This window comes from Streptomyces sp. NPDC007162 (genome assembly GCF_040634175.1).
Classification (GTDB): Bacteria; Actinomycetota; Actinomycetes; order Streptomycetales; family Streptomycetaceae; genus Streptomyces.
On the sequence record NZ_JBEYFC010000033.1, the window covers coordinates 1 to 20,019 of the forward strand.

The following is a 20,019-nucleotide window of genomic DNA, read 5'->3' on the forward strand; positions in this document are numbered from 1 at the left end:
GGGTCGTTGTGCTTGACGGAGATCTTGATGTCCCGGAAGTCGTGCTCCTCGAAGAGGGACGCCTCCCACAGGGCCGACTCGACCAGCGCCTCCGGGGTCGCCTTGCCGTACTTCTGGAGCAACCGGCGGTCCAGGGAGCCGGCGTTGACGCCGATGCGGATCGGGGTGCCGTGGTCCTTCGCGGCCCGCGCGATCTCCTTGACCTTGTCGTCGAACTGCTTGATGTTGCCCGGGTTGACGCGGACGGCGGCGCAGCCGGCCTCGATCGCGGCGAAGACGTACTTCGGCTGGAAGTGGATGTCCGCGATGACCGGGATCTGGGACTTCCTCGCGATCGTCGCGAGGGCGTCGGCGTCGTCCTGGGTGGGGCAGGCGACCCGGACGATCTGGCAGCCGGACGCCGTCAGCTCGGCGATCTGCTGGAGGGTCGCGCCGATGTCGGACGTACGGGTCGTCGTCATCGACTGGACCGAGACCGGGGCGTCCCCGCCGACCGCCACGGAGCCGACCTGGATCTGCCGGCTCTTCCGGCGCTCGGCGAGCTTGGTCGGAACGGACGGCATGCCGAGAGAAATCGCAGTCATCTGCTGTGCAACCCCAAGTCGTGGATCTAGGTCCAGGTCCCGTCGTAAGCGGGTTCCAGCCTTGAGATTACGGCACCGGCACCGGAGCGAGCACATCACCCACCGGTAAACCCACTCGATGGAAGCGGCCCGGAACACGGTGTTCCGGGCCGCTTCGAACGCAGTGTGGCTATGAGATTTTCACAGGGTTAACCACGTCGGCGATCAGCACGAGGATGGTGAAGCAGACGAAGATGCCCGCCACCACATAAGCCACCGGCATCAGCTTCGCCACGTCGAACGGGCCCGGGTCGGGGCGGCGGAGCACCTTGGCCAGGTTCCGGCGCAGTGACTCCCACAGGGCGCCCGCGATGTGCCCGCCGTCGAGCGGGAGCAGCGGGAGCATGTTGAAGAGGAACAGGGAGAGGTTGAAGCCTGCCACCAGCATCAGGGCCATCGCCAGCTGCTCGGTGGGCGGGATGTCGAGGGTGAAGATCTCGCCGCCGACGCGGGCGGCGCCGACCACGCCCATCGGCGAGTCCGGCTGGCGGGGGGCGCCGTCGAAGGCCGCGTCCCACAGGGCCGGGATCTTGCCGGGCAGGCTCGCGATGGAGTCGACGGCCTCGCCGAGGCGGTCGCCCATCCACGTCACCGAGTCGCCGAAGTCCTGACGGACGATGCCGGTGGCGGCGCTGAAGCCGAGGAAGCCGGCGGTGACGTACTGGCCCTGGACGATCTGGCCGCTGGAGTCCTTCTTGGCGACCTGGTTGGTGGCGATCCTCGCGTGCAGGGTGACGTCCTGCCCCTTGCGCTGGACGACGATCGCGACGTCCTTGCCGGGGGTGGACCGGATCAGGTCGGAGAGCTGGTTCCAGCTGGTGGTCTCGACGCCGTTGAAGGAGAGGATCTTGTCGCCGGCCTTCAGGCCCGCCGCCGCGGCCGGGGAGGCCGCGTCGGTCTTCTTGCAGCTGTCGCGGTTCTCGCTCTGCGCGATCACGCACTGGGAGACCGAGCTGACCGTGGTGGTCTGCTGACTGATGCCGAAGCCCATCAGGACGGTGAGGAACAGCGCCACCGCCAGGACGAGGTTCATGAACGGGCCCGCGAACATCACGATCACGCGTTTCCAGGGGGCGCGCGTGTAGAAGAGGCGGGTCTCGTCGCCGGGCTGGAGTTCCTCGAAGGCCGCCGAGCGGGCGTCCTCGATCATGCTGCGCCAGGGCGAGGTGGAGCGCGCGGTGATGCGGCCGTCGGCGCCGGGCGGGAACATGCCGATCATGCGGATGTAGCCGCCGAGCGGGATGGCCTTGATCCCGTACTCGGTGTCGCCCTTGTGCCGCGACCAGATGGTCGGGCCGAAGCCGACCATGTACTGCGGGACCCGGATGCCGAAGAGCTTGGCGGTGGAGAGGTGGCCCAGCTCGTGCCAGGCGATCGAGACCAGCAGGCCGACCACGAAGACGACTATGCCGAGGATCATCATCAGGGCTGTCATGCACGCGCCTCCGCGGTCGCCGTCAGTGCTGTCAGTTCCCGGGCCCGGGCCCGTGCCCAGGTCTCCGCTTCGAGGACGTCCGGCACGGTGAGCGAAGTTCCCGTACGAGGGGCGCCGTGTTCCTCCACCACCCGGGTGACGGTCTCCATGATCCCGTTGAAGGGCAGCAGACCGCTCCGGAAGGCCTCGACGCATTCCTCGTTGGCCGCATTGAACACCGCCGGGGCGGTGCCCGCGAGCTCCCCGACGTGCCGGGCGAGGTTCACCGACGGGAAGGCCTCGTTGTCCAGGGGGAAGAACTCCCAGGTGGAGGCCTTGCTCCAGTCGAAGGCGGGTGCCGCGTCGGGGACCCGTTCGGGCCAGCCGAGACCGATGGCGATCGGCCCCCGCATGTCGGGGGGCGTCGCCTGCGCGATCGTGGATCCGTCCGTGAACTCGACCATCGAGTGGACATACGACTGCGGGTGCACGACCACCTCAATGCGGTCGAAGGGAATGTCGTAGAGGAGGTGCGCCTCGATGACTTCCAGTCCCTTGTTGACCAGGGTCGCGGAGTTGATCGTGATGACCGGGCCCATCGCCCAGGTGGGGTGGGCGAGCGCTTCCTCGACGGTGACGTCCGCGAGTTCGGCCCTGGTGCGGCCGCGGAAGGGGCCGCCGGACGCCGTGACGACCAGCTTGCGGACGTCGGCCCGGGTTCCCGCCGCCAGCGACTGGAAGAGCGCCGCGTGCTCGGAGTCCACCGGGATGATCTGGCCGGGCTTGGCGAGCGCCTTGACCAGCGGACCGCCGACGATCAGCGACTCCTTGTTGGCGAGCGCGAGGGTGTGGCCCGCCTCCAGGGCGGCGAGGGTCGGCGCGAGGCCGATGGATCCGGTGATGCCGTTGAGGACGGTGTGGCACTGCGCGGAGTCGGTGGCGGCGACCTGCGTGGCCGCGTCGGGTCCGGCGAGGATCTCGGGAAGCGGTTCGCCGGGGCCGTAGAGCCCGGTCAGCGCCTCGCGCAGGGCCGGTACGACGTCCTCGCGGGCGACCGCCACGGTCCGCACCCGCAGCCGGTGCGCCTGTTCGGCGAGGAGGGCGACGCGGCCGCCGTTCGCGGAGAGGGCGGTGACCCGGAAGCGGTCGGGGTTGCGCAGCACGAGGTCGATGGCCTGGGTGCCGATGGATCCGGTGGAGCCGAGGATCACCACGCCCTTCGGGCCGTCACCCACGAGCGGGTCGTACACGAGATGCGGGTCGGCGAGGGGGGCCGGACTGGCGGGACTGTCGGTCATCCCCCCATTGTTGCCGCAACGGGCGGCCTGGCGGACAGCGCATCCCTCAGGCGGGTGCGTTATCAGTTCTTGGCGTCGTATGACGCGGAATTCCCTTTGTGAGATTCAGGTGAAGATCATGTGATAACACTGCTGTCTCGTCCTATGTGGATCCAGGGGGGATCTCTCCATGCGTACTCCGCACATACGCGCTGCCCTGCCCGCGCTCGCGGGCGCCGCGCTGCTCACCGGCACCGTGCTCAGCACCCCGGCCCAGGCGGCCGGCGGCGTCACCGTCTACCACGTCTGGTTCGACAGCCCGGGCAGCGACAACCGCTCCAACGCCAGCCTCAACGCCGAGTGGGTGCAGATCAAGAACACCGGCGGCTCGGCCGTCTCGCTCAAGGGCTGGGTGCTCAAGGACGCCTCCAACCACCGGTACGTGTTCAAGGACGTCAGGATCGGCGCCCACAAGACGATGAAGGTGCACACCGGACGGGGCACGGACACCGCGTCGGACAAGTTCCAGAACCGCCGCGCCTACGTGTGGAACAACACGAGCGACACGGCGACGCTGACCCGGGCGAGTGGCGCCAAGGTCGACTCCTGCTCCTGGACGACGCGGGATCCGAGCGACAAGTACTGCTGAACCGCTACTTCAGCGGACGGCGGACGTTGTCCCGCCGGGACGGCCCGGGGGTCGCGTCGGCGATCCACGGGCCCTCGCCCGACGGGTCGACGATCCCCTGCTCCAGCCACTCGTAGGAACCGCCGAGCACGCCCTCGACCACCTTGCGGTCCAGGTCGTCGGTGTTCGACCAGAGGCGGGTGAACAGCTCGTCGACGCGGATGCGGGCCTGTCGGCAGAACGCGTCGGCGAGCTGGTAGGCCTCGCGTCCGTGCTCACCCTCGCGGCGCAGCAGCTCGGCGCGGACACACGCCGCGCTCATCGCGAACAGTTCGGCGCCGATGTCCACGATCCGGCCCAGGAAGCCCTGCTTGGTCTCCATCCGGCCCTGCCAGCGGGACATGGCGTAGAAGGTGGACCGGGCGAGCTTGCGGGCGTGCCGCTCCACGTAGCGCAGGTGCGGCGAGAGGTCGATGCCGTGCTTGAAGTCGCCGTAGGACGTGGGGAGCTGCCCCGGCCCCGCGACCAGTTTCGGCAGCCACCTGGCGTAGAAGACGCCCGCGTTCGCGCCCGCCCTCGCCTTGTCCTGGAGGGACTTGTCGGGGTCGATGAGGTCGCCCGCGACCGAGAGGTGCGCATCCACCGCCTCCCGTGCGATCAGCAGGTGCATGATCTCGGTGGAGCCTTCGAAGATGCGGTTGATGCGCAGGTCGCGCAGCATCTGCTCGGCGGGGACCGCCCGTTCGCCGCGTGCCCTGAGGGACTCCGCCGTCTCGAAGCCGCGGCCGCCGCGGATCTGCACCAGCTCGTCGGCCATCAGGCAGCCCATCTCGGAGCCGTAGAGCTTGGCGAGGGCGGCCTCGATGCGGATGTCGTTGCGGTCCTCGTCGGCCATCTGGGAGGACAGGTCGACGACCGCCTCCAGGGCGAAGGTGGTCGCCGCGATGAAGCTGATCTTCGAGCCGACCGCCTCGTGCAGTGCGACCGGCTTGCCCCACTGCTCGCGGACCCCGGACCACTCCCGGGCGATCTTCAGGCACCACTTGCCGGCGCCCACGCACATCGCGGGGAGCGAGAGGCGCCCGGTGTTGAGGGTGGTGAGGGCGATCTTGAGGCCCGCGCCCTCGGGGCCGATGCGGTTGGCGGCCGGGACCCGGACCTGGTGGAAGCGGGTGACGCCGTTCTCCAGGCCGCGCAGGCCCATGAAGGCGTTGCGGTTCTCGACGGTGACGCCCTCGGAGTCGGCCTCGACCACGAAGGCCGTGATGCCGCCCTTTCCGGCCTCGGACTTCGGCACGCGGGCCATGACGACGAGCAGGTCGGCGACGACGCCGTTGGTGGTCCAGAGCTTCACGCCGTCGAGGACGTAGTCGTCCCCGTCCCGTACGGCGGTGGTGGCGAGGCGGGCCGGGTCGGAGCCGACGTCCGGCTCGGTGAGCAGGAACGCCGAGATGTCGGTGCGGGCGCAGCGCGGCAGGAACGCGTCCTTCTGCTCCTGGGTGCCGAAGATCTTCAGCGGCTGCGGCACGCCGATCGACTGGTGGGCGGAGAGCAGCGCGCCGACCGCCGGGTTGGCGGAGCCGGCCAGGGCGAGGGCCCGGTTGTAGTAGACCTGGGTGAGGCCGAGGCCGCCGTACCTGGGGGCGATCTTCATGCCGAGGGCGCCGAGTTCCTTGAGGCCGGCGATCACCTCGTCGGGGATGCGCGCCTCGCGTTCGATCAGCGCCGAGTCGATCTTCGTTTCGCAGAACTCGCGCAGTCGGGCGAGGAACTCCTCGCCGCGGCGCACGTCCTCGTCCGCCGGGAGCGGATGGGGGTGGATGAGGTCGAGCCGGAAGCGCCCGAGGAACAGTTCCTTGGCGAAGCTGGGCTTGCGCCAGTGCTGTTCCCGGGCGGCCTCCGCCACCTGGCGGGCCTCCCGCTCGGAGACGGTGGGTTTCTTGGTGGTGGGGGCGGACATTGAGGCTCACCTCGCCACGAAAGGGGACGTTGAGGACCGTTCGTTACCGACCAGTGCTACTGGATCGTTGGTACCCCAAACGGGCCGCGCCCACCAGTCCTCGCGGTCCGATCGGGGCACCCCGCGGTCCCCGGTGTTGCATCGAGGGACCCTCACGGGGGACGGTTCGGCGAGGACGGGCCACTTCTTCGCTGTCGAAGCGCTTCGACAACCTATGGACACCCACCTTCACTGGGGCTACTGTCGAACCACCCTCACTCGCCCTTGTCAGCAATGCGCACTGTCGAAGCGCTTCACAAAGCTTGGAGAGCTGGATGGTCACCCTCGCCGAGGTCGCCCAGCACGCCGGAGTCTCGGCGAGCACGGTGAGCTATGTCCTCAGCGGCAAGCGGTCCATCTCCGCCACCACCCGGCAGCGGGTCGAGCAGAGCATCCGGGAGCTGGGCTACCACCCGAACGCCGGTGCCCGCGCCCTGGCCAGCAGCCGGTCGAACATCATCGCGCTGATGATCCCGCTGCGGACGGACATGTACGTGCCGGTGATGATGGAGATCGCGATCGCGGTGGCCACCACCGCCCGCATCCACGGCTACGACGTCCTGCTGCTCACCGGTGAGGAGGGTCCGGACGCGGTGCGCCGGGTCACCGGCAGCGGACTGGCCGACGCCATGATCCTGATGGACGTGGAGCTCGAGGACGAGCGGCTGCCGCTGCTCAGGGGGAGCGGCCAGCCGTCCGTGCTCATCGGCCTGCCCGCCGCCACCTCCGGGCTGACCTGCGTCGATCTCGACTTCGGGGCCACCGGGGCGCTCTGCGTGGAGCACCTCGCCAAACTCGGCCACCGCGACATCGCTGTCATCGGCGAGGCCCCGGCGGTCTACGAACGGCACACCGGCTTCGCCGAGCGGACCCTGGACGGCCTGCGGTCCCGGGCGAGGGAACTGGGCCTCGGGGTGCTGCACCGGCCGTGCGAGGGGGGCTACGACGCGATGGCCGCCACGCTGGCCCGGGTCTTCGACGAACGCCCGGGCACCACGGGGTTCGTCGTGCAGAACGAGTCCGCGGTGGAACCCCTGCTCGCCCTGCTCCGGCAGCAGGGCCGGGCGGTGCCCGAGGACGTGTCGGTGGTCGCGATCTGCCCGGAGCAGGTCGCCGTCCAGGCCTCGGTGCGGCTGACCTCGGTCGCCATCCCCGCCCAGGAGATGGGCCGCCATGCCGTGGAGCACCTGGTGGCCAAGCTGGACGGCCACGGCAGCGACGAAGTCGTGCTGATCGCACCCGAGTTGACGGTAAGGGCGAGCACGGGACCGGCACCGGCCGGCTCCTGAGCCTTTCGCACGCCTCGTTTGCAGGGCCCCGCCGCGCCGGGGCACCCCCCTGTCTGCACTCCTCCAGGAGGACTTGACGTGAACCAGCCTGCCGACATCCAGTTCGCGGACCACCAGCCCAAGGTGAGTCTCGCGCAGTCCTCCCCCACCGTCGGCACGTTCCGTGAACGGGACGGCGGTCTGGAGTGGAGCGGGCGCCAGGAGACCCTGCGGATCGAGCCGTGGGGGCCGGACGCCGTCCGGGTGCGCGCCCGGCTCGGCGGCCCGGTCCTCGACGGGCTGCCGGGCGCCCTGCTCGGCGAGCGTCCGCAGGCCGCGTCGACCGTCGGGATCACCGACGGCGAGGGGCGGCTGACGGTCGGGAGCCTGACCGTCGAGGTGTCCGCCCAGGGCCTGGTCCGCTTCCTGCGCACCGACGACCTCTCGGAGGTGCTGGCCGAGGAACGCGCCCACTTCTGGTGGCCCGGCTCCCGGCTCTACACCGCCGTCGGCAACGGCTACCACCGTCTCGAGCAGCGGTTCGCCGCCTACGAGGGCGAGAAGCTGTTCGGCCTGGGCCAGCACCAGCACGGGCGCCTCGACCAGAAGGGCCTGGTACTGGACCTGGTCCAGCGCAACGCCGAGGTCTCCGTCCCGGTCCTGGTCTCCAGCCGCGGCTACACCCTGCTGTGGAACAACCCGGCGATCGGCCGGGTCGAGCTGGCGGGCAACGGCACCCGCTGGGTGGCCGACTCGGCCCGCCAGCTCGACTACTGGATCACCGTGGGCGATCCGGCCGACGGACAGCGCAACTACAGCGCGGTGACCGGCCGTTCGCCGATGCTGCCGGAGTGGGCGGCGGGCTTCTGGCAGTGCAAGCTGCGCTACCGCACCCAGGACGAACTCCTCGCCGTGGCCCGCGAGTACAAACGCCGTGGGCTGCCCGTCTCGGCGATCGTCTGCGACTTCTTCCACTGGACGCATCTGGGCGAGTGGAAGTTCGACCCGAAGGAGTGGCCGGACCCGGCCGCGATGGTCCGGGAACTGGACGAGCTGGGCATCAAGCTGGTGGTGAGCGTCTGGCCGTCGGTGTCGCCGCTGAGCGAGAACCACGCCGTCATGGAGCAGCGCGGCTACTTCATCGGCACCCAGTACGGTCCGATGGCGCACGCGGACTGGCCGGACAAGGAGGTGGCGTCGACCGTCCAGGTGGCCTTCTACGACGCCACCAACCCGGACGCCCGGGCGTTCGTGTGGTCGAGGATCAAGGAGAACTACCTCGACCCCTACGGCATCACGGCCTTCTGGCTGGACGCCTGCGAGCCGGAGCTGAAGCCCGGTTTCCAGGAGAACCTGCGCTACTGGACCGGCCCGGGCCTGGAGGTCGGCAACAGCTACCCGGCCGAGAACTCCCGCACCTTCTACGAGGGCCTGCGGGCGCAGGGCGAGGAGGTGGTCACCCTCAACCGGTCGGCCTGGGCGGGCAGCCAGCGCTACGGCGCCGCCGTCTGGTCGGGTGACATCGGCACCGACTTCGCGACGCTGCGCCGCCAGATCGCGGCCGGGCTCAACACCGGGCTGTCCGGCATCCCCTGGTGGAACACGGACATCGGCGGCTTCCACGGCGGCGACCCGGACGACCCGGCGTACCGCGAGGTGATGGTCCGCTGGTTCCAGTTCGGCGCGCTGTCCCCGCTGATGCGGCTGCACGGCTTCCGTGACCCGGGCATGCCGCTCGGCCCCGACATGACCGGCGGCCCGAACGAGGTGTGGTCGTACGGCGAGGAGGCCGGCGCCATCCTGGAGAAGTACCTGCGGCTGCGCGAGCGCCTGAAGCCGTACGTGCTGCGGGTCATGCGGGAGGCCCATGAGGAGGGTCTGCCGGTGCTGCGGCCGCTGTTCCTGGAGTTCCCGCAGGACCAGACCGCCTGGACGGTCGACGACGCGTACCTGTTCGGCCGGGACCTCCTGGTGGCGCCGGTACTGACGGCGGGCGCCACGGCCCGGACGGCGTACCTGCCGGCGGGCGCCCGCTGGACGGACGCGTGGACGGGCGCCTCGTACGAGGGCGGTACGGCGGTGACGGTGGACGCGCCACTGGACCGGATCCCGCTGTTCCTGCGCGACGGCGCGAAGCTGCCGGTGGCGGCGGAGGAGTAGTCCGGCCGGATATCGACGCCACGCGTTACCGGCCGGTAAATGTCTCAACTCGGCAGTGTGGTCGGACAGTTGCAGGGGGTAGGCAGTACCCCCTCACCTGTCCCCCACGAAGGGCCCCGTCCCCGTGCCCATGGACCCGATCCCCCTGACGCTCGCCAACCTGCTCCTCGGACCCGGCTTCCGCGGCCGCCGCGCACCGGACCGGGCCTTCGACCGGCTGCTCGACGCGGCCGGTCCCGCCGGGGGCGACGAGCCGTACACCGACGACTTCCGTCACCTGCTGCGATGTTGGGCGGGTGCCGAACACCTCACCCCGGTCGGCTGGCTGTCCGCACGCGGACACGTCGGCCGGCACCTCGCCAACCGGGCCCGGGTCCGCCGGCTGCTCGCCGAGCATCCCGGGATCGAGCAGGAGCCCATCACCGCACCGGTGTTCGTGGTGGGACTGCCCCGTACCGCCACCACCCTCACGCACAGCGTGCTGTCCCTCTCCGCGGACCACCGCTGTCCGCTGCTCTGGGAGTTGCTGGCCCCCGCCCTGGAACGCACCCCCGCGGAACGGGAGAGGGCGATCACGGCGGCCCGCCGCCTGGTGGACGGGATCAACCTGTTCGCGCCGCGTTTCCGGCACATCCACGCCCTGCGTCCCGAGGGCCCGGAGGAGTGCACCTTCGCCCTGCCGCACACGGTGATGCCGCTGTCCCAGGCCGTGATCCCCGAGTACCTGCCCTGGCACGAGACCCGTGACTTCGAGGCGGACTACCGCTACCTCAAGCAGATCTACCAGGTGCTCCAGTACGGCCGCCCACGCCGTCGCTGGGTGCTGAAGTCGCCGCTGCACCTGGAGAACCTGGACGCGCTGCGCGCGGTCTTCCCGGACGCCACGATCGTGTGGACGCACCGCGATCCGGCCACCGCCGTGGCCTCCTTCTGCAGCCTGGTCGAACACGGGATGGCGGTGAACACCCGCCCGGTCGACCCGCACTGGATCGGCGCCACCTGGCTGCGGCTGCTGGCCCGCTCGGCCTCCCGCGGCCTGGCCTCCCGGGCGGCCGTCCCCCGCGAGTTGCTCGTCGACGTGCCGTACTCCTGGCTGGGCGCCGACCCGGCCGCGGGCGCCCCGAAGCTCTACGCGGCCGTGGGCGCCCGCTGGACCGACGCCGACGCGGCGCGTCTCGCGGCCGCCGCGGCCCGCCCGAAGGGCACCCGGGAGCACACCTACGACCTGGCCCGCTACGGCCTGACCCGAGCCGACGTCGACGCGGCCTTCGCCGACTACAACACGCTGCGCGCCGAGGTCGACCGGGCCTGACCGCGAGGGGGCCGGCCCCGCACCGCACGCGGGACCGGCCCTGCTGCTCACCTACCGGTCAACTGCTGCTGACGCTCTCGCTGTTGACGGTGAAGTTCAGACCGCCGGAAGAGGACGTGATCTCGAAGCCGAGCTGGAAGTCACCGATGGTGACGTTCCCGAACCAGCCCTTGGTGTCCTTGATCCACTTCAGGATCGGCAGGACGTTCACGGTGCCGGAGGACGAGTTCGAGGTGCGGACGAAGGAGAAGACGTCGTTGGAGCCGTTGTTGCCCTTGTAGACGGTCCAGGTGTGGCCGCCGAGCGTGACGGTGCCCTGCGAGGTGCCGAGCGGGCCCACGGCACCGGTCTTGTTGACCCAGAGCATGATCTCGTACTTGTAGCCGGTGTCCCAGATGTCGTACGACGTGTTGTAGGCACCGGACGACGGGACCGTGACGTTGTAGCTGCTGGTGAGCGAACCGAGCGAGGTGATCGACTTGTTGATCACCTTCTTGGCGTTGGGGTAGGACTTGATGCCGCCGGTGTTGGGGTGGTTGGCGTTGACGCCCCAGTTGGTGCCGGAGTTGGCCCAGATGCACTGGCTGCCGGCGCCGGAGCCCCAGATGTCGTTGTAGAGGGTGTAGCCGTTCAGCGTGGTGTTGCCCCACTGGTCGCAGGAGCTCCAGACGGCGGCCGAGGCGGGGGCGGAGGCCAGGCCGACGGTGGCGCCGAGGGCGAGCGCGGGGGCGATCAGGGCCTTGGCGACCCTGCGGCAGGTGCGTGTTGCCGTGCTTGTTGCCATGGTGTCCCTTCCATGGGTGGGGGGATTGCGGGGATCACCACGTCCCCAGGGTGAGGACGTGGTCTTCTCCGGCCACGAGGTCGAGCGGCTGCGCGCCGGAGGAAGTCCACAGGTCGATGCGGAGCGTCCGGGACGGCTTGAGGACGGCTCGCGCGCCGTCGGGAGCCCAGGAGAGGTCGAGTTCGGCTCCGAAACGGGTGCGGACGCCGTGGAGCCGGCCTGTTCTCAGCGCGCCCGGCGGCGCGGGGAGGAGGACCAGGCGGTTCGGGGTGGACTGGACGAGGGCTTCGACGAGCACGGCGGGGAGGGTGTGCGCGGCGTCGGCGTTGTAGACGTCGCGGCGCGGGTAGTGGGCGCTCATCAGGGAGGGATGGAAGAAGTCCCCGTCCAGGACGTGGCCGAGGGCGGCGGCGACCCGTTCGCCGTCGCGGAGCCGGGCTGCGATGAGCGCGTGGTGGAGATGACCGTGCGCGGAGTCGTTCTCGGCGCCGCGCAGTTCGAGGGCCCGGTGGGCGGCGGCCGCGAGTTCCGGGGTGTCGTACGGGGTGATCTCGTCGAGTGGCCAGACGCCGTAGAGGTGGCTGAGGTGGCGGTGGTCGTAGGTGTCGTCGAGACCGGGCCACGCCCACTCGGCGAGCGCCCCGTCGGCGTTGACCCGGTGCGGCGGCAGCCGGTCGGCGAGGGCGCGCCAGCGGTCGGCGTCGGGGCCCGGGTGGTAGTCGGCCGCCGTCCGCAGGGCGTGCCGGGCGGCGGACAGGTCCATCGCCGCGTTGACCGCACCCCAGCTGCCGTTCGCCGGCCGGTTCTCGGGCGAGTAGGAGGGGACGATCACCAGGTGGCCGTCGGCGTCGGTCCGGCTGAGGAAGTCCTCGTAGAACGCGGCGACCTCGGCGAGCGCGTCCGCCGTGCGCGGATCGCGCTCGCCGCGGATCTCGTCGTGGTCGACGAGCGGCTTCAGCAGCCAGTCGGCGCCGGCCGTCCACAGGTGCAGCGGGTACTCCCGGCTGAAGTGGTACGACAGCCCGGACTCGCCGTCGCTGTGCGCGGGCGCGACCACGCCCCGGGCACCGAACACCGCACGCGCGTTCTCCCGCCAGTCGTCGAGCTGCCGCTCGATCAGCGTGGCGCAGGCCTCGGTGACCTCCGGCAGGGCGGCGGCCGCGGCCGAGGCGGTCTGGAGGTTGACGTTGGCGTCGTTGGTGAAGGCCCCGGACCAGGCGGTGTCCCACTCTCCGGTCCACAGGCCGGTCAGGCGGGGCGGGTTGAGGCCGGCGGCGGAGAGCAGGTGGTAGCGGCCGGCCGCGAACAGCCGCTCCATGAGCGCGGCACTGTGCGGCCGGTCGAGCAGCTCGGACCCGGGCAGCGTGCGTTCGGCCGGGTCGGCGGCCAGGTCGAGCACGACCCGGCGGTAGGCGGAGCGGTGCAGGGCGAGGTGGCGGTCGAGGAGGGAGTCGTACGGCCGTTCGTCGGCGAGGAGGGCGCCGAGTGCGCGTGCCTCGGCGGTCACGTCGAGTTCGCCGGTGTGGGGGCGGACCCGGGTGAGGAGGAGGACGGCGTCGGCGCCGGTGACGCGGAGGGCGGGCGGGGCCAGTTCGGTGGTGCCGCCGGTGACGGCGACGAGGGTGACGCCGGTGTAGGCGCGGTCGCTGCCCGGGTAGCGGGCGCGGAGGCTGAGCAGGGCGCCCTCGGGGGTGCGCAGCGTGCCCTGACCGATGCCCAGGTCGTGCGGCGCGCCGGGGAGCCGGTGGTCGAGGGCGATGTCGAGGGCGAGGCCGGCGGTACCGGTGACCTGCTGCACGATCACGTCGTCCGCACGGGAGACGAAGACCCTGCTGGTCCAGTCGGCGGTGGTGGCGGTGACCTCGCCGGTGGTGAAGTCGACGGACCGGCGGTAGCCGTCGGTCCGTCCCCGCGGCCTGCGCAGCCGGATATGGAAGGCGGGGTGGAAGGGCTGCACCCACTGGAGCGGGCGGCCGTCGGTGAAACGCTCGGCGGCGTCCGACTCGCCGGCGAGCAATCTGTCCTGCACGTCGGCGAGTTCGGCCGCCAGACGGGGCGGCCGGGCGTGTTCGCCGCCGTTCGGGCGGACCAGTCTGTGCTGGGTGACGATGACACGGTCGTCGTTCGGGTCGCCGAACACCAGGACGCCGTGCCGGCCGTTGCCGCCCAGGAAGGCGTCTTCCCAGCGGGCGGCCGGGGCGGGTTCCCAGGTGCCGTGGACGGGGCCGGTGGCGGTCACGGCGCGAGCACCGCCACTCCGTAGCGGTCGAGGACGATCTCGTCCGTGATGCTCGTGCCGGTCAGCAGATCTCGGTGTGTTCCCATGAGCGACACCTTTACCTGATCACGCCCGTGATTCAAAAGGAACAGCAGGTCGCCCCGGCGGACCGCCTCGACGCCGGCCGGCAGCCCCTCCAGCACCGGCCTGACGCCCGCCGCGGCGGCGATCCTGCCGAGAAGGTCCCGCAACGCCTCCGGCTCCGGCAGCGTGGAGAGGTACCAGGCGCGCCCGTTGCGCAGCACGGCCGGGAGCCCGTCGAGTTCCCCGCCGGCGTACGGCACCGTCTCCGAGACACCGGGTGCGGCCTCGATCTCCTCCGACCACAGGGTTCCCCGGAACCCCTGGCACGCGACGGTCTCCCCCGCGTCCAGCGGCCACCACTCGTGCAGGGTGCGGATGCCGAACAGCTCCCGCAGCCGGGCGTCCATGCCGCCGGGGCGGATCCGGTCGTCCTCGTCCGCGACGCCGGTCAGGAAGCCGCTGACGAGGGTGCCACCGGCGCGGACGTGAGCGAGGAGGTTGCCGACGGCGGCGTCGGTGAGCAGGTAGAGCTGCGGGACGACGACCAGCTTGTAGGCGGACAGGTCGTGTTCCGGGTGGGCGAAGTCGGTGGTGAGGTTGGACTCCCACAGCGCCCGGTGCCAGGCATGCAGGACGCCGGGGAGCTCGACCTCGGTGGAGAGCCGGCCTTCATGGGCGCCGGCCCACCAGGAGTGCCAGTCGTGGAGGACCGCGATGTCGGCGCTGATGCGACTGTCTGTCACCTGAGGTGCGATCGCGGCCAGTTCGGAGCCGAGCTGCTTGACCTCCTGGTAGGTACGGCCCTCCTCCCCCGCGTGGCTGACCATCCCGGAGTGGAACTTCTCCGCGCCCTGCCTCGACTGCCGCCACTGGAAGTAGCAGACGGCGTCCGCGCCGCGGGCCACTGCCTGGAGGGACCACTGGCGGTTGAGGCCGCGGGGCTTGGGGTGGTTCACCCCGCGCCAGTTGACCGGCCCGGCGGCCTGTTCCATGAGCATCCAGGGGCCGCGCGCCTGGGAGCGGGTGAGGTCGTGGACGAGCGCGCCGTGTTGCGGGCCGAGGGGGTCCCGCGGGTCGGGGTAGAGGTCGACGGAGACGACGTCCTCCTCGCCGGCCCAGTGCCAGGCGTCCTGGCCGGTCCACAGCGGCATGAAGTTGGTGGTCACCGGGATGTGCGGGGTGTGCCGGGCGACGATGTCCCGCTCGGCGGTGAAGCACTCCAGGAGCATGTCGGAGGTGAAGCGGCGGAAGTCCAGCACCTGGGTGGGGTTCTTCATGTAGTGCGTGTGGCGCGCGGGCAGGATGCCGTCCCAGGTGTCGTAGCCCTGGCTCCAGAACGCGGTCCCCCAGGCGGAGTTGAGGGCTTCGAGGGTGCCGTAGCGCTCGCGCAGCCAGCGCCGGAAGGCGGCGGCGGCCTCGTCGCCGTGGTCGAAGGTGCAGTACTCGTTGTTGATGTGCCACATCGTGAGGGCGGGGTGGCCGCCGTAGCGGGCGGCGAGGTCCTCGGTGATGGCGGCGGCGTAGCGGCGGTAGGTGGCGCTGGAGTGCGAGAAGTGCTGGCGGCCGCCCCACCACTCGGTGCGGCCTTCGGCGTCCCGGGGCAGCGTGTCGGGGTGCAGCCGCCCCAGCCACGGCGGCGGGGCGGAGGTCGGAGTGGCCAGGACGACACCGATGCCGTTCTCGTGCATCAGGTCCATCAGCCGGTCCAGCCAGCCGAAGTCCCGCTCCCCCGGCCGGGGTTCGAGCCTCGCCCAGGAGAAGACACCCAGGGTCACGGAGTTGACGCCGGCGGCCTTCATCAGCCGGACGTCCTCGTGCCAGGTCTCCTCGGGCCACTGCTCGGGGTTGTAGTCGCCGCCGAAGAGGATCCGGCCGCGGGTGGCGTCGGAGAGCCCCGGCATCAGCTGGGCTCCCCGTACTGGATGCCGCGTCCGTTGGTGGCCAGGTAGACCCGGCCGTACACGCGCGGGTCGCCGGTGACGGCCTGCCCGGTCCAGCCCCACTGGTGCCGGTCGTCGTTGATCCGGGTCCAGGTGGCCGCCTCGTCGTCGGAGCGGTGGACGGCGGTGCCCGCCCCGGTGGAGCCGACCAGGTAGACCGCCGGGTAGCCGGCGCCGGGCGCTGCCTTGCCGAAGCCCAGGGTGTACGCGGCCGGGCAGCCGGCGACCCTGGTGAAGGCGGCACCGCCGTCGGTGGACCGGTACAGGCCGTTCCCCTTCACGCTCAGCCACAGGTCGCCGGTCCTGCCGGGCGCGGCGACCAGCTGGAACTGGCTGTCCCCGGCGGGCAGCCCGGTCGCACGCGCCGTGAACGTCCGGCCACTGTCAGTGCTGGCTTGTAGCGTTCCCGTGTCGGTGTCGTACGCGTAGAAGAGCGTCGGGTCGGCCGGGTCGGCGACCGGCGTGGCGCCCTTCGGGAAGGAGGAGACCTCGGTCCAGGTGGTGCCGTTGTCGTCCGACCGGTGGGCGGGGTACCTGGTCCCGTCCCAGTGCACGAAGGACCACAGCAGCACGCTGCCGTCGGCGTTGGTGGCGATCGGCCCCGGTGCGTCGTGGGCGAGGGAGGGCTGGGCGGCGAAGGGCGCCCAGGTCCGGCCCCCGTCGTTCGAGTACGCGCCGTTGCCGTGGTCGCCCCAGCCGGTGCGGACCACGTACCGCGGCCTGCCCGCGGCCTGCGCGAGTCCCGTCGCCGACCCGAACACGGGGTTCGTGGCCATACCGCGGGACGGGGACGCGGTGAGCCGCTCGTGGTACAGGACGCCGATGTCCCCCGAGCCGCTCAGCAGGTGTGCCTCCCCGACCGGGGGCGACACCAGCTGAAGCACCGACGTCTCCTCCAGGCCCCGGACGCGCGGGGCCCAGTGGACGAGGTCGCGGGTGCCGTAGAGGGTGGCCCCGGTGCCGTAGACGATGTGCTTCGAGTCGTACGGGTCGACGGCGACGGCCTGGATCCACCAGCCGAACTTGGGCTGGTCGCCGCCGAACCTGAGGAAGGGGGTCTCCGACACGTCGAGGACGGCGGAGTCCTTGAGGGACGTCCAGGTGCGGCCGCCGTCGGTGGTCCGGTAGAGGGTGTCGACGGCCGTCCACCGGTTGTTGGTGGAGACGACGACGGTGCCGGGCCTGCGGGCGTCGACGGCGACGCCGCCGTAGCCGAAGGTGTCGCTGCCGCCGGGCCGGACAGGGGTGACCTCGGTCCACTCGGTACGGCTCGTGGCGAGCTTGTGCACGCTGCCGTTCGCCTGCCCGTTGGGGCCGGGGGCGTCGGCGTACGTCACGTACAGCTCCCGGGCGTGGCGGTCGTAGGCGGCGCGCACCGGGATCCTGGCGGCGCTACCGGTGGGCTGCCCGGGGACGGCTTCCCAGCCGGCACCGTCGGCGGTGCGGTACAGGTTGACGGCGGTGGGGCCGCCGTCACCGTCCCCCCAGCCGGCGTACACGGCACGGCCGACCGCGACGAGCAGGCTGACGCCCTGGCCGGAGGCGGCGGGGGCGGCCGGGAAGCCGGTGACCGCCGACCAGGTGGCGCCCCCGTCGGTCGATCTGAGCAGCCCGTCGTGCCGGGTGCCCAGCCACAGCGTGTCGCTGTCCCGCGGGTCGACGAGGAGGCGCTCGCCCATGCCCCGGCCGTCCTCGTTGGCGCCGAGCTTGACGGTGAGGTCGGTACGGGTCCAGGTGGCGCCGCGGTCCTCCGAGCGCAGGATCGCGCCGTTGCCCGCCCAGGACTGGGAGTACGTCCCGCAGGCGAGGTAGAGCCGGTTCGGGTGGGCGGGGTCGACGGCGAGGGACTCGACCCCGAGGAGGTTCCAGTCGTCCCAGCCGAGGTGGTCGGTGAGCGGCGTCCAGCGGGCGTGGCGGGCGTCCCAGCGGTAGGCGCCGCCGATGTCGGTACGGACGTAGGCGAGGCCGGGGACGGTGGGGTGGAAGAGGACACCGGTGACGAATCCGGTGCCGCCGATGACGGCGTTGCGCCAGCGGTACGCCTGCGGCTCGGGCTCGGGCTCGGCCGCTTGGGCAGGGGCGGTGAGGGTGGGGAGACCGGTGAGGGCGGTCGCTGCTGCCGTACCGGCGAGGAGGGTTCTGCGGCTCAGGGAGGGCATGGGGGGACCTTCGGTGGGCGTGGGTGGGTTGGTGGAGCGGGGTGGGGGTGAGGTACCGGGGTTTCGCTTGCCGGCGCCGGCAGGGTGCCGTCTCGCGAGCAACCCGGACGCACCCGCAGCCGCCGAGGCTCACCCCGCCCGCTTCGGAACGCGCAGTCGGCTACCCCTTGACCGCCCCGGTCAGCATCCCCTTCTTGAAGTGCTTCTGGACGAACGGCGACAGGACCGCCACCGGCAGCAGCGCCATCACCATCACCGCCATCTGCACCGACAGGTACGACAGCTGGCCCGTCTTGATCGCCTGCCCCAGCCCCACCGGGGCCTGCTGCTTCTGGACCAGCTGGATCATGACGTTCTGCAGCGGCATCATGTCCTGGTCGTTGAGGTAGAGGGAGGCGTTGAACCAGGCGCTCCAGTACCCCACCGCGTAGAACAGGGTGATCACGGCCAGGACCGCACGGGACAGCGGCATGACGATCTGCCACAGGATCCGGAAGTCCCCGGCGCCGTCGATGCGGGCGCTGTCGATGAGTTCCTGCGAGATCCCCATGAAGAACCCGCGCAGGACGAGGATGTTGAAGACGCTCACCGCGCTGGGGAGGATCAGGGCGAGGTAACTGTCGGTCAGGCCCAGGGACTGCACCAGGAGGTACGTCGGGATCAGACCGGCGCTGAAGAACATGGTCGCGAGCAGCAGCATCAGGAACCAGCGGTGCCCGAGGGAGCCGATGCGCGAGAGGCCGTAGGCGCACAGCACCGAGACGGTCATCGAGAACAGCGTACCGACGACGGTGATCAGGATGCTGATGACAGCGGCCCGGGTGACCTGGCCGCCGCTCAGCAGTTCCCGGTAGGCGACGAAGGTGATGCTCCTGGGCACCATCACCAGTCCGCCGGCCTCGTCGATCGTCTTCCGCGAGGAGAGGCTGGTGACGACGATGATCCACAGCGGGAAGAGGACGCCGAGGCAGGCGAGGGTGAGGACCAGGCCCTTGCCCGCCACGCCGGCCTTGCCGGGCTCCTCCTCCCAGACCGGCCGGGGCGGCGCGGCCCACCGGGAGGGTTCCCGCACGGGCGGCTTGTCGACGACGGCGGTCACTTCTTGTACACCCCCTGCTCGCCCATGAGATGGGCCACCTTGTTCGCGACGAGGACGAGGCCGAGGCTGACCACGCCCTTGATGAGGCCGGCGGCGGCCGCGTAGCCGAAGTCCTGGTTGCGGACGCCGTTCCACCAGACGAAGGTGTCGAGGACCTCCGCGGCTCCCGGTCCGACCGCGTCCCGCTGCAACAGGATCTGTTCGAAGCCGACGGTCAGCGCGTCGCCGACGCGCAGCACCAGCAGCAGCGCGATCACCGGGCGCAGCGCGGGGAGCGTGACGTGCCAGATGCGGCGCCAGCGGCCGGCGCCGTCCATCGCGGCCGCCTCGTACAGGTCGGGGCTGACCGAGGCCAGCGCGGCGAGGAAGACGATGATCCCCCAGCCGGCGTCCTTCCAGATGCTCTCCGCCGTGACCAGGAACTTGAAGGTCGACGGGTCGGTCATGATGGTGAGGCCGTTGTACCCGTGTTGCCGCAGCAGCTGCGAGAGCACGCCCGCGCCGCCGAAGATCTGCTGGAAGACGGAGATGACCAGCACCCAGGAGAAGAAGTGCGGGAGGTAGAGGATCGCCTGGGAGAGCGCCCGGAGCCGGGGCCGGACCACGCTGTTGATGAGCAGCGCGAGGGCGATCGGGACCGGGAAGAACAGCACGAGTTGCAGGAAGAACAGCACCAGGGTGTTCTGCACCGCGTTCCAGAACGCCGAGTCCGCGAAGATCTGCTGGAAGTTCTCCACGCCCACCCAGGCGCTGTGCAGCATGGAGACGATGCCGTTGTCGCTGACGTACGGGTCGTAGTCCTGGAAGGCGACGATGTTGCCGAGGATCGGCAGGTAGTTGAAGACCAGGAGCAGCAGGACCGCCGGCAGCGTCATCAGGATCAGTGCGCGGTCGCGTCTGAATCTGAGACGCAGGCTCAGTTTCCCGGCCTTCTCCTTCTTGTCCGTTCCGGTGGTGCCGTCGGACGCCACCGGAGGCCTCCCCGCCCTGTCGTCTGCCTCGGCTCTGCTGCGAGGCACCGTGCTGTGGGACACGGCCGTTCTCCTTGCCTCGG

At 71.0% G+C, this 20,019-nt stretch carries 14 protein-coding genes; 4 read left to right on the forward strand and 10 right to left on the reverse strand.

What is annotated here, in order from left to right; translation table 11 throughout:
* The 3 genes from ABZ646_RS06355 to dxr all read right to left on the reverse strand — a co-directional run.
* Positions 1 to 584 (reverse strand): flavodoxin-dependent (E)-4-hydroxy-3-methylbut-2-enyl-diphosphate synthase (locus tag ABZ646_RS06355; RefSeq protein ID WP_360513524.1); only part of this gene is annotated, 584 nt, incomplete at its 3' end.
* Positions 585 to 753: 169 nt separating this feature from the next.
* Positions 754 to 2,046, reverse strand: a complete 1,293-nt coding sequence (locus ABZ646_RS06360; RefSeq protein ID WP_360513564.1) for a site-2 protease family protein — start codon at positions 2,044 to 2,046, stop codon at positions 754 to 756.
* Between the two features lie 8 nt (positions 2,047 to 2,054).
* Positions 2,055 to 3,335 (reverse strand): 1-deoxy-D-xylulose-5-phosphate reductoisomerase, encoded by a 1,281-nt coding sequence (dxr, locus tag ABZ646_RS06365; RefSeq protein ID WP_360513526.1) that lies wholly within the window; start codon positions 3,333 to 3,335, stop codon positions 2,055 to 2,057.
* Between the two features lie 169 nt (positions 3,336 to 3,504).
* Here dxr and ABZ646_RS06370 point away from each other — a divergent pair, with 169 nt between their 5' ends.
* Positions 3,505 to 3,963, forward strand: a complete 459-nt coding sequence (locus ABZ646_RS06370) for a lamin tail domain-containing protein (protein WP_360513528.1) — start codon at positions 3,505 to 3,507, stop codon at positions 3,961 to 3,963.
* 4 nt (positions 3,964 to 3,967) lie between these two features.
* Here ABZ646_RS06370 and ABZ646_RS06375 read toward each other — a convergent pair whose 3' ends face one another.
* Entirely contained in the window at positions 3,968 to 5,902 is a 1,935-nt protein-coding gene (locus ABZ646_RS06375; RefSeq protein ID WP_360513530.1) for an acyl-CoA dehydrogenase family protein, read from the reverse strand.
* Positions 5,903 to 6,216: 314 nt separating this feature from the next.
* On the opposite strand from ABZ646_RS06375, the gene ABZ646_RS06380 reads away from it, so the two are divergent.
* The 3 genes from ABZ646_RS06380 (at position 6,217) to ABZ646_RS06390 (ending at position 10,681) form a co-directional block, all read left to right on the forward strand.
* Positions 6,217 to 7,230 (forward strand): LacI family DNA-binding transcriptional regulator, encoded by a 1,014-nt coding sequence (locus ABZ646_RS06380; RefSeq protein WP_360513532.1) that lies wholly within the window; start codon positions 6,217 to 6,219, stop codon positions 7,228 to 7,230.
* 78 nt (positions 7,231 to 7,308) lie between these two features.
* Positions 7,309 to 9,369: a glycoside hydrolase family 31 protein gene (locus ABZ646_RS06385; RefSeq protein WP_360513534.1), complete on the forward strand. Its 2,061-nt coding sequence runs from the start codon at positions 7,309 to 7,311 to the stop codon at positions 9,367 to 9,369.
* A 124-nt stretch (positions 9,370 to 9,493) separates the two neighbouring features.
* Positions 9,494 to 10,681, forward strand: a complete 1,188-nt coding sequence (locus ABZ646_RS06390) for a sulfotransferase (protein ID WP_360513536.1) — start codon at positions 9,494 to 9,496, stop codon at positions 10,679 to 10,681.
* Positions 10,682 to 10,739: 58 nt separating this feature from the next.
* Here the strand turns inward: ABZ646_RS06390 and ABZ646_RS06395 are convergent, their stop codons facing one another.
* The 6 genes from ABZ646_RS06395 to ABZ646_RS06420 all read right to left on the reverse strand — a co-directional run bounded on the left by ABZ646_RS06395 (position 10,740) and on the right by ABZ646_RS06420 (position 19,999).
* Positions 10,740 to 11,465 (reverse strand): hypothetical protein, encoded by a 726-nt coding sequence (locus ABZ646_RS06395; RefSeq protein ID WP_360513538.1) that lies wholly within the window; start codon positions 11,463 to 11,465, stop codon positions 10,740 to 10,742.
* A gap of 34 nt (positions 11,466 to 11,499) precedes the next feature.
* Entirely contained in the window at positions 11,500 to 13,704 is a 2,205-nt protein-coding gene (locus ABZ646_RS06400; RefSeq protein ID WP_360513540.1) for a glycoside hydrolase N-terminal domain-containing protein, read from the reverse strand.
* Positions 13,701 to 15,668: a beta-galactosidase gene (locus ABZ646_RS06405; RefSeq protein WP_360513542.1), complete on the reverse strand. Its 1,968-nt coding sequence runs from the start codon at positions 15,666 to 15,668 to the stop codon at positions 13,701 to 13,703. The genes ABZ646_RS06400 and ABZ646_RS06405 overlap by 4 nt, the downstream gene beginning before the upstream one ends.
* Positions 15,668 to 17,866 carry a sialidase family protein gene (locus tag ABZ646_RS06410; RefSeq protein WP_360513544.1) on the reverse strand — a complete coding sequence of 733 codons (2,199 nt, stop codon included), beginning with the start codon at positions 17,864 to 17,866 and terminating at the stop codon, positions 15,668 to 15,670. The genes ABZ646_RS06405 and ABZ646_RS06410 overlap by 1 nt, the downstream gene beginning before the upstream one ends.
* Positions 17,867 to 18,026: 160 nt before the next feature.
* Positions 18,027 to 18,965, reverse strand: a complete 939-nt coding sequence (locus ABZ646_RS06415) for a carbohydrate ABC transporter permease (RefSeq protein WP_360513546.1) — start codon at positions 18,963 to 18,965, stop codon at positions 18,027 to 18,029.
* Positions 18,962 to 19,999 carry an ABC transporter permease subunit gene (locus ABZ646_RS06420; RefSeq protein WP_360513548.1) on the reverse strand — a complete coding sequence of 346 codons (1,038 nt, stop codon included), beginning with the start codon at positions 19,997 to 19,999 and terminating at the stop codon, positions 18,962 to 18,964. The genes ABZ646_RS06415 and ABZ646_RS06420 overlap by 4 nt, the downstream gene beginning before the upstream one ends.
* Positions 20,000 to 20,019 lie beyond the last annotated feature (20 nt).

What these genes read in the sequence shown, in the direction of transcription:
- ABZ646_RS06405 (WP_360513542.1), bottom strand. Translation starts at nt 15,668, where the DNA reads ATGCCGGGGCTCTCCGACGCCACCCGCGGCCGGATCCTCTTCGGCGGC.
- ABZ646_RS06410 (WP_360513544.1), bottom strand. Translation starts at nt 17,866, where the DNA reads ATGCCCTCCCTGAGCCGCAGAACCCTCCTCGCCGGTACGGCAGCAGCG.
- ABZ646_RS06370 (WP_360513528.1), top strand. Translation starts at nt 3,505, where the DNA reads ATGCGTACTCCGCACATACGCGCTGCCCTGCCCGCGCTCGCGGGCGCC.
- dxr (WP_360513526.1), bottom strand. Translation starts at nt 3,335, where the DNA reads ATGACCGACAGTCCCGCCAGTCCGGCCCCCCTCGCCGACCCGCATCTC.
- ABZ646_RS06395 (WP_360513538.1), bottom strand. Translation starts at nt 11,465, where the DNA reads ATGGCAACAAGCACGGCAACACGCACCTGCCGCAGGGTCGCCAAGGCC.
- ABZ646_RS06375 (WP_360513530.1), bottom strand. Translation starts at nt 5,902, where the DNA reads ATGTCCGCCCCCACCACCAAGAAACCCACCGTCTCCGAGCGGGAGGCC.
- ABZ646_RS06380 (WP_360513532.1), top strand. Translation starts at nt 6,217, where the DNA reads ATGGTCACCCTCGCCGAGGTCGCCCAGCACGCCGGAGTCTCGGCGAGC.
- ABZ646_RS06360 (WP_360513564.1), bottom strand. Translation starts at nt 2,046, where the DNA reads ATGATGATCCTCGGCATAGTCGTCTTCGTGGTCGGCCTGCTGGTCTCG.